Origin of the sequence: Lysobacter sp. H23M47 (assembly GCF_015209765.1) — a bacterium.
Taxonomy (GTDB): Bacteria; Pseudomonadota; Gammaproteobacteria; order Xanthomonadales; family Xanthomonadaceae; genus Novilysobacter; species Novilysobacter avium.
In genome coordinates, this window is sequence record NZ_CP063658.1 from 2,325,169 (window position 1) to 2,337,495 (window position 12,327).

Consider the following 12,327-nt stretch of genomic DNA (forward strand, 5'->3'; position numbering starts at 1 on the left):
ATCAAGCGTTGTCCCGCCCTGCCCGGGCCCAACCCACACCGCACATGCCCGAGTCGACCACCCTCACCCACCTTGACCGCCTGGAAGCGGAAAGCATCCACATCCTGCGGGAGGTGGCGGCCGGGTTCACCAGGCCCGTGATGCTGTACTCGGTCGGCAAGGACAGCTCGGTATTACTGCACCTGTTGTTGAAGGCCTTTCATCCCGCCCGGCCGCCGATCCCGTTGCTGCATGTAGACACCGGTTGGAAGTTCGCGGAAATGATTGCCTTCCGCGATCGTCGTGCCCGCGAGACCGGCGTCGAGCTGCACACGCATATCAATCCCGAGGGACTGGCTGACGGGGTTGGACCGCCGACCCACGGCGCGACTGTCCACACCGACGTTATGAAGACCCAAGCCTTGAGACAGGCGCTTGATGCTGGTGGCTTTGATGCCGCGATCGGTGGGGCCCGGCGCGACGAGGAAAAATCCCGCGCCAAGGAACGCATCTTCTCGTTCCGCAACAACAACCACCGCTGGGACCCGAAAAACCAGCGCCCGGAACTGTGGAATATTTACAACACCCGCATCCACCAGGGCGAATCGGTGCGGGTATTTCCAATCTCCAACTGGACCGAGCTGGATGTCTGGCTGTACATCCTGCGCGAGAGCATCCCGGTCCCGTCGCTGTATCTCGCTGCGCCGCGCCCGGTGGTGGAACGCGACGGCACTCTGATCATGGTCGATGACGATCGCCTGCCACTGCGCCCCGACGAAACGCCGGTGATGAAAATGGTGCGTTTCCGGACGTTGGGCTGCTACCCGCTGACCGGTGCCATTGAGTCCAATGCCGACACGCTGGAAAAGGTGATCGCCGAGATGCTGGTGACCACGACGTCGGAACGCCAGGGACGGGTGATCGATCACGATCCTGCGGCATCGATGGAGAAGAAGAAACTGGAAGGCTATTTCTGATGGGCCCCACACGTGATGGAACGGACGTCCACATCCTTCGCAAGGCGGACCGGGCAACCGAGGGTGGCGACCCATCCGGCGCGATAGCGGAATATCTGCAACGTCACGAAGCCAGGGGCTTGTTGCGCTTCATTACCTGCGGCAGCGTGGATGATGGCAAAAGCACCCTGATCGGCCGGCTGCTGTACGACGCACGGGTGCTGTTGGACGACCAGGCCGCAGCGCTGGTCGCCGACGTCGCCCACACCGGCGTCAACGGTAATGGGATCGACTTCGCATCGCTGGTGGATGGACTCAGCGCCGAGCGCGAGCAGGGCATCACAATCGACGTCGCGTACCGCTACTTCGATACCGACCGGCGCAAGTTCATCGTCGCCGACTGCCCCGGGCATGAGCAGTACACCCGCAACATGGCCACCGGCGCATCGACCGCCGATCTGGCCGTCGTACTGGTGGATGCGCGCAAGGGCCTGCTCACCCAGAGCCGCCGACACACCTACATCCTGTCGCTGCTGGGGATCCGTCACGTCGTGCTGGCCGTCAACAAGATGGATCTTGTCGACTATCGCCAGGACGTATTCGAAGCGATCGCAGACGACTACCGGCAGCTGGCCACACAGCTCGGCATCGATCATGTGACCTGCATTGCACTGTCGGCGCTGGAGGGCGACAACGTGCTGGAACGCTCCACGCATATGCCGTGGTACCAGGGACCGCTGTTGCTGGACCACCTGGAAAGCGTCGTAGTCGATGCTCCCCGCGCTGCCGGAGCGTTCCGGGTGCCCGTCCAGTGGATCTGCCGCGCGGATCAGGACTTCCGAGGTTTTGCGGGCACCGTGCTGGCAGGCTCCGTGGCGGTCGGTGATGCGATCGCCGTCGCCCCCTCGGGCAGCGCGTCAACGGTCACACGCATCTTCAGCGGCGACGATGACGTGGCCCAGGCGCGGCCCGGCCAGCCCGTCGTGCTGGGCCTGGCCGATGAGATCGACATCAGCCGTGGCGACGTCATCTGCGCGGCTGATGCGCCGCTGGCGACCGCCGACCAGTTCGCCGCCAATCTGTTGTGGCTGGACCCGCAGCCCCTGCTGCCGGGTCGCCCCTATTGGCTCAGAACCGGCGCCCGCACCGTCGGCGCGACCGTCAGCGAATTGAAGTACCAGATCGACGTCAACGCCCAGACCCACCTTGCGGCCAAGTCGCTGGAGTGCAACCAGGTCGGCTACTGCAACCTGTATCTGAACGAGCCGATCGGCTTCGAGCCGTACGCGCAAAGCCGCGAACTGGGTGGCTTCATCCTGATCGACCGGCAGACCAACGCGACGGTGGCCGCGGGCACCCTGGACTTCGCGCTGCGCCGTGCCGGCAACATCCGCTGGCAGCACGTCGACGTGGACAAGACCGCACGTGCGCTGATCAAGCACCAGCGGCCGCGATGCCTCTGGTTCACCGGGCTGTCGGGTGCCGGAAAATCCACCATCGCCAATCTGGTAGAAAAGCAGCTTCTGGCGATGGGCCGGCATACCTACCTACTGGATGGCGACAACATCCGCCACGGCCTCAACAACGATCTTGGCTTCACCGACGAGGACCGCGTAGAAAACATCCGTCGCGTGGCGGAAGTGGCGCGCTTGATGGTGGATGCGGGACTGGTGGTGCTGGTGAGCTTCATATCGCCGTTCCGCGCGGAGCGGAAGATGGCACGGCGCATGTTCAGTGATGGCGAGTTTCTCGAGGTTTTCGTTGACACGCCCCTTGCGGCAGCCGAGAAACTGGATCCCAAAGGCCTCTATGCGAAGGCCCGCGCCGGCGAGCTGCGCAACTTCACCGGCATCGATTCGCCGTACGAGGTACCGGAGAACCCGGACATCGTGCTTGACACGCAGAAGCACGACGCTGAAACCCTTGCCGGGATGCTGGTGCGCGCCTTGGAAGAATGAGCAGAAACTGGATCAGTCGCGCTTGGCGTACTGATACCGTCCGTTGTCGACGTGGGCCCCGCCGCACAACGTGGCAGCGTCTTCCACCTGTAGTCCGTGCTCGCGAACACACAGCGCAAACACCCGCTCCACGGCATGAGCGAAGGTGCCGTCGAGCTGGCCGGATTCGGTTTCAAACTCCCACTCATCCAGGTGCGCGTCCAGCAGCGGTCGCAACGCTTCAAGCCTTACCCAGAACATGCTTCCTGAAACAAACTGATCCGTCTCCGCATCCGGTTGTCTGATTCCCAATCGGGTGGCCAGATAACGGACGTTGTCGCGGTTGGCGCCCCAGTAGTAATGCAGGGGCTGGACATGGCCCTCCGGAGCCACCATCCCGAGAGACGGGTATTCCTGGAACGCTGCCACGATCTGCCCGACCCGTGCCGGGGATGCGAGCCGGTCGAGCAACTCGCCGCGCCAGTTCGCGCCATCCCTGCGGTGGGGCGACTGTTTGGTATGCAGCTTCAGTACCAGCGTCTCGCCTTCGTCGAGCAGGCGGTCGGCGACACGCAGGAACGGCAAGATGTCGCGTCCGCGGTTCTCATGGACTTCCACTTCGGCTGACATGCCGCGCCGCGCCAGCTCCGCGGACACGCTCTCCGCCTGGCCTTTTCCGGTGGTGACCACCAATCGCATCTGCGTTGTAGTCTCACGCAGCGCATCAAGCAGGTCACCGAACGCGTCGGGATACCAGGCGTGGATAACCACGCAGGGACGCAATGAAGCAACCGCGTCCGTGGCCTTCGGCGTCGCGACCGACGCGCGCAATGCTTCCGAAGTCGCGTGAAGCCAGGCATGACCAAGACGCGCATCGGGCTCGAGCACAGCGCCCTCGGCCCATTCGTTCCAAGCGTTGATGAAGACGAGCGGCGCGTCACGTTGCGCTACTTCCAATGTATCCGCGCTGACGCGGGCGATCGCAGCCACCAGCCAGTCGCGGTAGCGGCGTGGCGAGGCGTGCAGGTAGGTGCGCCCCTGCGCCGGGCGGCGCGGCTCGTTGTCCCACCCGCAGTTCACCGCCGGGAACACCCGGTAGGCAGGAGGAGGTCGTCGGCTGTAGCCGGCGGCCAGCTCCCGCCAATCCAGTACCTGACCGGTGTACCCGTCGTTGATAAGCACCTGATCCGCAGTGATGTCGGCAGGCGTGGACAGGTTGGGTGGAAATTCCACCGCCGCATCGAATCCCAGCGTCGCCGGATCTGGACGCTCGAAGCCTTGGACGTAGGCAATGAAAATCTCGCCCAGTCCGTTGTTGGCGCACCACTGGCGCCAACGCGCAGCCGTCGCGGCCGGATCTGGCATCAGCCCCGGGCGGTAGACCAACACGACGGGCTTCCCATCCACCCGCAGGTAGCGTGGATCACGCAGATACGCCGAAACGTGCGAGATGAAGGCAACATCGTCGTCGGGGTTGTGCTGCTGCTGCATCAGGATCTCGCCTGCGCGCCCGTCCCAGCGCCTGGCCCAGCTCTCGTTTGCCCAGCACAGGCAGATCGGCAATGTGATGGACTGATCATCCAGCCACTGCCGCAGCGGTGCCTCAAACAGGGTCTTGCCCTGAAACCAATAGAAATAGCAGCAGAAGGCGGCCACACCGTACGCCTGTGCAAGCGTCGCCTGTGCGCGCAGGGTCTCTGGATGGGTGAGGTCGTAATAGCCCAATGCACCGGGCAAACGCGGCTGCGCATGTCCCTGGAACTGCGGCAGGGCGCGGCCGACATTGCGCCATTCGGTGAAACCCTCGCCCCACCATTCATCGTTCTCGGGAATGGCGTGGAACTGCGGCAAATAAAACGCCACCAGCCTCGCCGGAGGTGTCGCCGGCAGGGCTCCGGTTTGGTGGGAACGGTATCCAACAGCTTTGCCGTTCGCTGTCGCGCGCGCGCGTCGCAGCGGAGTTGCACCCGACGATTGGCCTTGGACCGCTGCGGGTCGGACGTCAGGAAAGTGTTGCAGGAACCACTCCCTCCAGCGATCACGCCTGGACTCGCCGAGCGGCACCATGCGGAAACCCGTGCGCAGAACTAGGAACGACCGTTCGCGCAATGAGCGGATCAGATGTCTGGCATTCAGCATGGCGCGCAGCTTACAGGCCTGGGCGGGTGTCCCATACCCATGGGCGCTTCACCCCCCACAGCTCACCCAGCGCGAGGCGGGTCGTTGGCGGCATTGCCACTGGCCAGCACCCAACCCACGATCTCGCCGGTCACCGCGTGCAGCGCCTGGTCGAATGCCTGCACCACGTCCTCGATCGAGGTAGTGGCGGTTGGCGCCTGCTGCAGGAACGTGCGCGAATCGACAACGCTCTGGCTGGGGATGTGCAGCAGCTTGGCGCTGACCTCGATCACCACCGTCGGTGACATCCCCGGCGCGGCATAGTCGGACTCGAAGCGACGCAACTCCAGCATCAGCCGGTATTTGGCACTCATCCCGCTGCGCTGCCGGGCCACCGCGCCGATGCGCCCGGAGTCTTCCAGGGTGCGCAGTATCGCGCCTTCCAGCATGTCGGTCGGAATCCGGGCCCAACTGGCTCCCTTGTAGATCTGCAGCTCGTTGGCGGCCGGGCGCACCGCGATGCGCAGGCTGTCGCCGACCCTTGTTGCGTTCACCTTGGCCAGCGAGAGCTGCCAGTCCACTTTCGGCCAGGCGGGATCGGCCTGCACCCGCGGGTCAAGGTCGTACACCGTCGCCCGATCCCGCGTGTTGTTGCCCAGCACCGAACACGCCGAAAGCAGGATGCAAACGACAATCATCAATGACGCGCGGGCCCATCGAAGCCAACGCGAGCGCGACGGGAAGGTTGGCATGTGCGAATTCATTCGGGTTCGAACTCCTTGAGCGCGTCGCGGCCGAGCAGGTAGCGGGCCGGGTTGCTGTCGAGGCGGTCACTCACGCGCCGCAGGTCGCGCACCAGCCCGCGCAGTTCGCTCAGCGTGGGTCCAAGCTGGGACAATCCGTCATTGGCGAAGCTGTTGATGGCGGCGCGGTTTTCATTGATGATTCCATCGGCCCCGGTCGCGGCCGAGTCGAGGCGGGTCAGCGTGCTGTCCAGCCGCGCGACGAGCTCGGGCAGCTTGCTCACCAGTTCGCGGTCGATGCTCAGCACGGCCTTGTTGGCATTGCCCATGGTCGCTTCCAGCTGCTCGCTCGACGCGCGCGCATTGGCGATCAACGCCCTCAGGTCTTCGCGCTGGTCGGAAATCGCGCCGGTCAGTGTCTCGATATTGGCCAGCGTCTGCGCGACGCTCTCGACGTTCTCCTCGCTCAACAACTGGTCCATGCGCGCGACCAGCCGGTTGGCGGTATCGGCGATGTTCTGCAGCGCGGAGGCCTCGGTCTGGATTACCGGAATATCGCTTTTGTCCTCATCCACCAGACGCGGACTGGCAGGATCGCCTCCCGTCAGCTGGATGATGGGGCTGCCGGTAATGCCGGTCATCGACATCTTGGCGCGCGTGTCCGTCTTCACCGGCGCGCTGGCCTGGACCTTGAGCGTGGCGATCACCCTGCGCGGATCATCTGGTGCCAGCCGCAGCTTCTCCACGGTGCCGACGGAAATGCCGTTGTACTGCACGCTGCTGCCTTCGCTCATGCCCGTGACCGGCTCGTTGAAGATCACCCGGTAGCTTTGCCAGCTTTTGTCGGTCGAGTACTTCGCCGCCCACAGGGCGAAAAACAGCAGGAACAGCGTCAGCACGATGGTGAAGGCACCTATCAGGACGTAGTTGGCCTTGGTTTCCATCAGGGGGAGACCTCGTTGGGCGGGCGGGCTGCCGCGCCGGCGTCCTGCGCGGCGCGGGCACGGGGGCCGTGGAAGTATTCACGCACCCACGGGTGTTCGCATTGTTCAATTTCATCGATCGGGGCGCAGGCCACGACCTTGCCGTCAGCGAGCACGGCGATGCGGTCACATATAGCGTAGAGGGTGTCGAGGTCGTGTGTGATCAGGAACACCGTCAGTCCAAGCGCCTGCTGCAAGGTGCGGATCAGCCGATCGAAGGCGGCCGCGCCAATCGGATCCAGGCCCGCGGTGGGTTCGTCGAGAAACAGCAGCGGCGGATCCAGCGCCAGGGCACGTGCGACACCCGCGCGCTTGCGCATCCCGCCCGACAGCTCTGAGGGAAACTTCTCCAGCGCATCGCCGGGTAGGCCCGACAGCTTCACTTTCAGCAGCGCGAGCTCGTAGCGCAGCGAGTCCGACAGGTCTGGACAGTATTCCTTCAGCGGCACCTCCACGTTCTCCCCCACCGTCAGCGAAGAGAACAACGCACCGTCCTGGAACAGCACGCCGGTGTTCTGCTCGATATGCCGGCGCGTCGCGTTGTCGTTGCTGCGCGCATCCACGCCCAGTACCTCGATGCTGCCTTCGTTGGGGCGGCGCAGGCCAAGGATGGAGCGCATGAGGACGGACTTGCCGGTACCCGAGCCACCCACGACGCCGAGGATCTCTCCGGGCATCACGTCCAGGTCCAGGCCGTCGTGCACCACCTGCGCACCGAAGCGGTTGACCAGTCCGCGCACGCGGATGATCGGCGCGGCATCCGCAGCCGCCGTCACCAGCCCATCTCCATCAGCCAGATGGCAAAGAACGCGTCCAGCACGATCACCAGCGATATCGATTGCACCACGCTGGAGGTGGTGCGCTCGCCCAGGGATTGCGCGGTGCCCTTCACCTGCAGGCCTTCCAGGCAACCGATCAGGCTGATGACCAGGGCAAACACCGGCGCCTTGCCGAGCCCGACCCACAGATGCTTCAGCGACATCGTGTCCTGCATCCGCGTCAGGTATTGCTGCGGCGGGATGTCAAGGTTGAACGCGCCGACGGTCAGCCCTCCCAGCAGTCCGGCCATCATCGCCACGAACGTCAGCAGCGGGAGGGTCACCAACAGCGCGAGCACGCGCGGAATCACCAGTAAATCGACCGGATCCAGGCCCAGGGTCCGCATGGCGTCGACCTCCTCGCGGCCCACCATGGCGCCGATCTGGGCGGTGAACGCGCTGGCGGTGCGGCCGGCAAGGATGATCGCGGTCAGCAGAACGCCAAACTCGCGCAGGAAGGCGATGCTGACCAGCTCGACCACGAAGATCGTGGCACCGAAGTCACGCAGGACGTTCGCGCCGAGAAACGCGACCACCGCGCCCACCAGAAAGCACAACAGCGCCACCAGCGGCACCGCGTCAAGACCCACCTGCTCCATATGGAAAACGGTGGCGATCGGGCGGAATCGCCTTGGATCGCGGACCAGCCGCAACATCTTGACCAGCACCTCGCCGAAGAATCCCAGCAGCGAACGCGCCTCACGCCAATTGCTGGCCACGGCGCGACCCAGCCGCGCGAGTGCTTCGCGCACGCCGAACTCGCGCGGACGGGGCAGTCGCTCATCGGTGACATCGTCGATCACCGCAACCAGTGCGCGATGGTCGGGGTGGAATTCAAACTCCTGGAACTCCAATTCGCGCTCCCGTGCGAAGCGCAGCAACTGCAGCACGCCCAAGGAATCGAGCCGGTCCACGCCGGTGGCATCCAGCACGCGGGTGTCTTCTGACATCGAGGCGAGCTGATCGCCGACCGCCTGCGCCTGCTCAAGTGTCCATTGGCCGGTGAGCACCTGGCGACCGGCGTCGCGGTCATCGGGGGCGAAGCTCGGCGGAGAAGGGTCGGATTCACTCATGGGTGGTCGAAGGATACATGCGTGACCCATGCACGGCGCGTGTGGTCCGGGCGTATTCAAGAGCTCCCTGCGGGAGCGCGCATGCGATCCTAGGGCGATGATCAGCACGCCATCCCACGCCACTGCGGCCATCCCGCTGAGCAACGCCAGCTATCCGGACCGCATCGCCTTCATGGTCGAGCTCGCCGAGCGCCTGCACCTGTACGGCACGACCGCGCAGCGACTGGAAGGCGCCCTGCTGTCAGTCGCCGATCGCCTGCGCGTGGACTGCGAGCCATGGGTCAGCCCCACGGCGCTGATCATGTCATTCAGCGACCCGCAGCAGTTGCCCGGCCATAGCGACATCACCCGCGTGATCCGCCTGCCTCCCGGCGACACGGACCTGCAGCGGCTGGTGGAGACAGACCGCATCGCCGAGGCGGTGATCGCCGGGGAGATGGGGCTGGCAGCCGCGTTCGAGGCATTGAGCGAGTTGGACACCCCACCCTCCCGCTGGTCCCAGGCCTTGCATGTCATGGCCTTTGGACTTGTGGCGGCGGCCGTTGGTGGACTGCTGCGGCTGCCGTGGCTGGACATCGCAGTGGCTGGATTCAACGGGCTGCTGATCGGCCTGCTCAGCCTGCTGGCGGCGTCCCGGCCACGACTGCGGGAAGCGTCCGACGCGCTGCTGGCGATGGTCGCCACGCTCGTGGTCGTGCTGGTGGCCACCTTCATTGCACCGCTCAACCAGAACACGGTGATCATCGCCTCGCTGATCGTGTTGCTGCCGGGTCTCTCGCTGACCAACGCCATGAACGAGTTGACCAGCCAGCACCTGGTGTCCGGGACGGCGCGCGCGGCGGGAGCGCTGTCCACCGTGCTCAAGTTGACCTTGGGGACGGTGATCGCCCTTTACCTGGCCCACCTAATTGGCCTGGAGCCGGCGGTGCGCGCACTGCGCCCGCAGCCGCCGTGGGTGGAATGGCCCGCGCTGGCCGCCGCGTCGCTGGCGTTTGCGGTGTTGTTCCGCGCGCACGTGCGCGATTACCCGCTGGTGATGTTGTCCGCCGCGGCGGGCTATCTCATCTCACGCTACGGGGGGCTGGCCTGGGGCAGTCCGGTCGGGATCTTCCTGGCGGCGCTGGTATTGACGGTCGCTGGGAACGGCTATGCGCGCTGGTTTGACCGCCCCGGCGCGCTGGTCCGGGTGCCCGGAATTATCCTGCTGTTGCCGGGCAGCGTCAGCCTGCGCGGGATGATGGACCTGATCCAGCGCCAGGATGTCGCCGTAGGCCAGGATGCACTGATGGCGGTGGTGAACATCCTGTTGGCGGTCATTGCCGGACTGCTGTTTGGCAACCTGCTGCTGCCAACCCGCAAGAACCTGTAGAAAATCGAAAAGAAAACGCCGGCATTCGCCGGCGTTCTCCTTTGCTACTCCAATTGCCTGGAACAGCAGCAACCAGGCTGCACCCGAGCATCAACCCTCGGGGTTGATCAGGAACTCGTCGCGGTTACGGCCGGCATCGGTGAATGCGGTCAGCCAGCGCGGCTGGCGGCCACGGCCGGTCCAGGTCTCGTTGGCGTTTTCCGGATTGCGGTATTTCGGCGCCACCTTGCCCGTGGTCTTGCGCGCCTTGCGCGGCGCACTTGTGCGCGTACGCGTTTCAGCGCGAGCCGCGCCACTTCCGCCGAACAACTCGGCAATCGTGTATCCCTCGTTTTTCGCAGCCTGCATCACGCGCTTACGCGCCTGGGTGATCGGCTTGCGCTTGCTGAGCGTGGTCTTGCGCTTCTTCGCCTCGTTGATCAGGGCGGTGAGCTCTTTTGCCGACAGGGATTCAATATCAACTGACATGGGGGGATTCTCCGGGAAGTGATGGAACTCGACCGTGGCACGGCCGACGAGGTAATACTAGGCCGATCAGCTTGCTTAGTAAACGCAGCTTATTATCGAAACCGGCCCTGCCCTCGCTTTTTGAACCCGGGTTTGCCGAATGAGCGGTTAGATGGCCGCTCCAACCCGCGTCAGCAACGCGTCGAGCCCGATGTTTTCAGACGCTTCAGCCAGGCGATGACGGTATTCAAAGGTGCCGGCAACAATACCGCGCTCTGAAACCACGATCCTGTGCGGAACACCGATCAACTCCATGTCGGCAAACATCGCCCCCGGCCGCAGGCCCCGATCATCCATGGCCGCTTCGATGCCCATCCCGTTCAATTGACGATGCAGCGCTTCGGCCGCCACCACCACCGCCGGATCCTTTTTCGGATTGATGATGCATATCACCGCCTGCCAGGGCGCCATTGCCTCGGGCCAGACGATCCCGCTGGCATCGTGATTCTGCTCGATCGCTGCGGCCACGATGCGTGACACGCCCACGCCGTAACAGCCCATGGTCGGCGTCACGGCCTTGCCATTGGCATCCTGGACCGTGCAATCCATGGCCTTGGCGTAAGTGCGACCCAGCTGGAAAATATGGCCCACTTCGATACCCCGGGCAATCTGGAGGTTGCCACTGCCGTCGGGCGAAGGATCTCCGGCCACGACGTTGCGGATATCGGCCACCACGTCCGGTTCCGGCAAGTCGCGGCCCCAATTGACGCCCGCTAGATGGAATCCCTTTTCATTGGCGCCGACGACGAAGTCGGCCATTGCCGCGACGCTGCGATCGGCGATGACGTGCACCGGTTTCCCGGGCATTAGCGGACCAATGAAGCCGGGCTCCGTGCCGAGGTTCTCGAGAATCTCGGCCTCTGTCGCCATCCGGTATTCGGCCAGTCCGGGAAGCTTCGCCAGCTTGATCTCGTTGATCTGGTGATCGCCGCGCACGATCGCGAGAACGAAACCCTGCTCACCGACCACGGCAACGGACTTCACCGTGCGCTCCAGTCCGACTTTCAGCAGTTCCGCCACTGCCTCGCAGGTGCGCTGATACGGGGTTTCCACCCGGGTCATGTTCTCGACGGCGGCCGCCCGTGAACCCGGCGCCAGTGCTTCGGCCAGCTCGACATTGGCGGCATAGCCGGAGGCATCGGAGAACGCGATCGCATCCTCACCGGATGCGGCCAGCACATGGAACTCGTGCGAGGCGCTGCCGCCGATCGCGCCGGTATCGGCAAACACTGCGCGGAACTCCAACCCCAGTCGGGTGAATATGCGGTTGTATGCCTCGTGCATCACCTCGTACTGGCGGTCCAGGTCGGCGTCATCGAGATGAAAGGAGTAGGCGTCCTTCATCAGGAACTCGCGCGCGCGCATGACGCCGAAACGCGGCCTGATCTCGTCGCGGAATTTGGTCTGGATCTGGTAGAAACACGCGGGCAGCTGTTTGTAGCTGGCAAGTTCCTGGCGCGCAAAATCGGTGATGACTTCCTCGTGGGTCGGGCCGTAGCAGTACCAGGCTTCCTTGCGGTCCTGGATTTTCAGCAGCTGGCCACCGAACTTTTCCCAGCGCCCGGTCTCTTCCCACAACTCGCGCGGCTGCACCGACGGCATCAGCATCTCGATCGCACCGGCCGCGTCCATTTCCTCACGCACCACGCGCTCGACCTTGCGCAGCACGCGCAGGCCCAGCGGTGTCCAGGTGTAGAGGCCCGACGCCAGCTTGCGGATCATGCCGGCCTTGAGCATCAGCTTGTGGCTGATGATTTCCGCCTCGGCGGGGATTTCCTTGCTGGTGTGGAGATGGAATTGCGACAGACGCATGGCGGGACCGGCAGTAATGTGCGGGCGCCTAT

Annotated in this window: 10 protein-coding genes; 3 read left to right on the forward strand and 7 right to left on the reverse strand. The window is 64.4% G+C overall.

The features are described 5' to 3' along the window. The first annotated feature begins 44 nt into the window (after window positions 1-44). Window positions 45-956 carry a sulfate adenylyltransferase subunit CysD gene (gene cysD, locus INQ43_RS10560; RefSeq protein ID WP_194036413.1) on the forward strand — a complete coding sequence of 304 codons (912 nt, stop codon included), beginning with the start codon at window positions 45-47 and terminating at the stop codon, window positions 954-956. After that, the gene (cysN, locus tag INQ43_RS10565) at window positions 956-2,893 is read left to right on the forward strand and encodes a sulfate adenylyltransferase subunit CysN (RefSeq protein WP_194036414.1); all 1,938 of its coding nucleotides are present in this window, start codon (window positions 956-958) and stop codon (window positions 2,891-2,893) included. The genes cysD and cysN overlap by 1 nt, the downstream gene beginning before the upstream one ends. A gap of 12 nt (window positions 2,894-2,905) precedes the next feature. Here the strand turns inward: cysN and INQ43_RS10570 are convergent, their stop codons facing one another. The 5 genes from INQ43_RS10570 to INQ43_RS10590 all read right to left on the reverse strand — a co-directional run bounded on the left by INQ43_RS10570 (window position 2,906) and on the right by INQ43_RS10590 (window position 8,607). Beyond that, the gene (locus tag INQ43_RS10570; protein WP_194036415.1) at window positions 2,906-5,011 is read right to left on the reverse strand and encodes a glycoside hydrolase family 99-like domain-containing protein; all 2,106 of its coding nucleotides are present in this window, start codon (window positions 5,009-5,011) and stop codon (window positions 2,906-2,908) included. Window positions 5,012-5,073: 62 nt separating this feature from the next. Continuing rightward, a complete protein-coding gene (locus INQ43_RS10575; RefSeq protein WP_194037665.1) occupies window positions 5,074-5,742 on the reverse strand; it encodes an ABC-type transport auxiliary lipoprotein family protein in 669 nt (222 codons plus the stop codon). Window positions 5,743-5,750: 8 nt separating this feature from the next. After that, window positions 5,751-6,677 carry an MlaD family protein gene (locus INQ43_RS10580; protein WP_194036416.1) on the reverse strand — a complete coding sequence of 309 codons (927 nt, stop codon included), beginning with the start codon at window positions 6,675-6,677 and terminating at the stop codon, window positions 5,751-5,753. Beyond that, window positions 6,677-7,492 carry an ABC transporter ATP-binding protein gene (locus INQ43_RS10585; protein ID WP_228062492.1) on the reverse strand — a complete coding sequence of 272 codons (816 nt, stop codon included), beginning with the start codon at window positions 7,490-7,492 and terminating at the stop codon, window positions 6,677-6,679. Before INQ43_RS10585 ends, INQ43_RS10580 begins: the two co-directional genes overlap by 1 nt. Further along, window positions 7,489-8,607 (reverse strand): MlaE family lipid ABC transporter permease subunit, encoded by a 1,119-nt coding sequence (locus tag INQ43_RS10590; RefSeq protein WP_194036417.1) that lies wholly within the window; start codon window positions 8,605-8,607, stop codon window positions 7,489-7,491. Before INQ43_RS10590 ends, INQ43_RS10585 begins: the two co-directional genes overlap by 4 nt. 97 nt (window positions 8,608-8,704) lie before the next feature. Here INQ43_RS10590 and INQ43_RS10595 point away from each other — a divergent pair, with 97 nt between their 5' ends. Further along, entirely contained in the window at window positions 8,705-9,976 is a 1,272-nt protein-coding gene (locus INQ43_RS10595) for a threonine/serine exporter family protein (RefSeq protein WP_194034225.1), read from the forward strand. Between the two features lie 90 nt (window positions 9,977-10,066). On the opposite strand, the gene INQ43_RS10600 is transcribed toward INQ43_RS10595, so the two are convergent. Together INQ43_RS10600 and INQ43_RS10605 are read right to left on the reverse strand one after the other, a co-directional pair. Beyond that, entirely contained in the window at window positions 10,067-10,444 is a 378-nt protein-coding gene (locus INQ43_RS10600) for an H-NS histone family protein (protein WP_194036418.1), read from the reverse strand. A 147-nt stretch (window positions 10,445-10,591) separates the two neighbouring features. Further along, window positions 10,592-12,295: a proline--tRNA ligase gene (locus tag INQ43_RS10605; protein WP_194036419.1), complete on the reverse strand. Its 1,704-nt coding sequence runs from the start codon at window positions 12,293-12,295 to the stop codon at window positions 10,592-10,594. Window positions 12,296-12,327 lie beyond the last annotated feature (32 nt).

Excerpts from the sequence above, each read along its gene's own strand:
- cysD (WP_194036413.1), top strand. The coding sequence starts at position 45 with ATGCCCGAGTCGACCACCCTCACCCACCTTGACCGCCTGGAAGCGGAA.
- cysN (WP_194036414.1), top strand. The coding sequence starts at position 956 with ATGGGCCCCACACGTGATGGAACGGACGTCCACATCCTTCGCAAGGCG.
- INQ43_RS10570 (WP_194036415.1), bottom strand. The coding sequence starts at position 5,011 with ATGCTGAATGCCAGACATCTGATCCGCTCATTGCGCGAACGGTCGTTC.
- INQ43_RS10575 (WP_194037665.1), bottom strand. The coding sequence starts at position 5,742 with ATGCCAACCTTCCCGTCGCGCTCGCGTTGGCTTCGATGGGCCCGCGCG.
- INQ43_RS10580 (WP_194036416.1), bottom strand. The coding sequence starts at position 6,677 with ATGGAAACCAAGGCCAACTACGTCCTGATAGGTGCCTTCACCATCGTG.
- INQ43_RS10590 (WP_194036417.1), bottom strand. The coding sequence starts at position 8,607 with ATGAGTGAATCCGACCCTTCTCCGCCGAGCTTCGCCCCCGATGACCGC.
- INQ43_RS10595 (WP_194034225.1), top strand. The coding sequence starts at position 8,705 with ATGATCAGCACGCCATCCCACGCCACTGCGGCCATCCCGCTGAGCAAC.
- INQ43_RS10600 (WP_194036418.1), bottom strand. The coding sequence starts at position 10,444 with ATGTCAGTTGATATTGAATCCCTGTCGGCAAAAGAGCTCACCGCCCTG.
- INQ43_RS10605 (WP_194036419.1), bottom strand. The coding sequence starts at position 12,295 with ATGCGTCTGTCGCAATTCCATCTCCACACCAGCAAGGAAATCCCCGCC.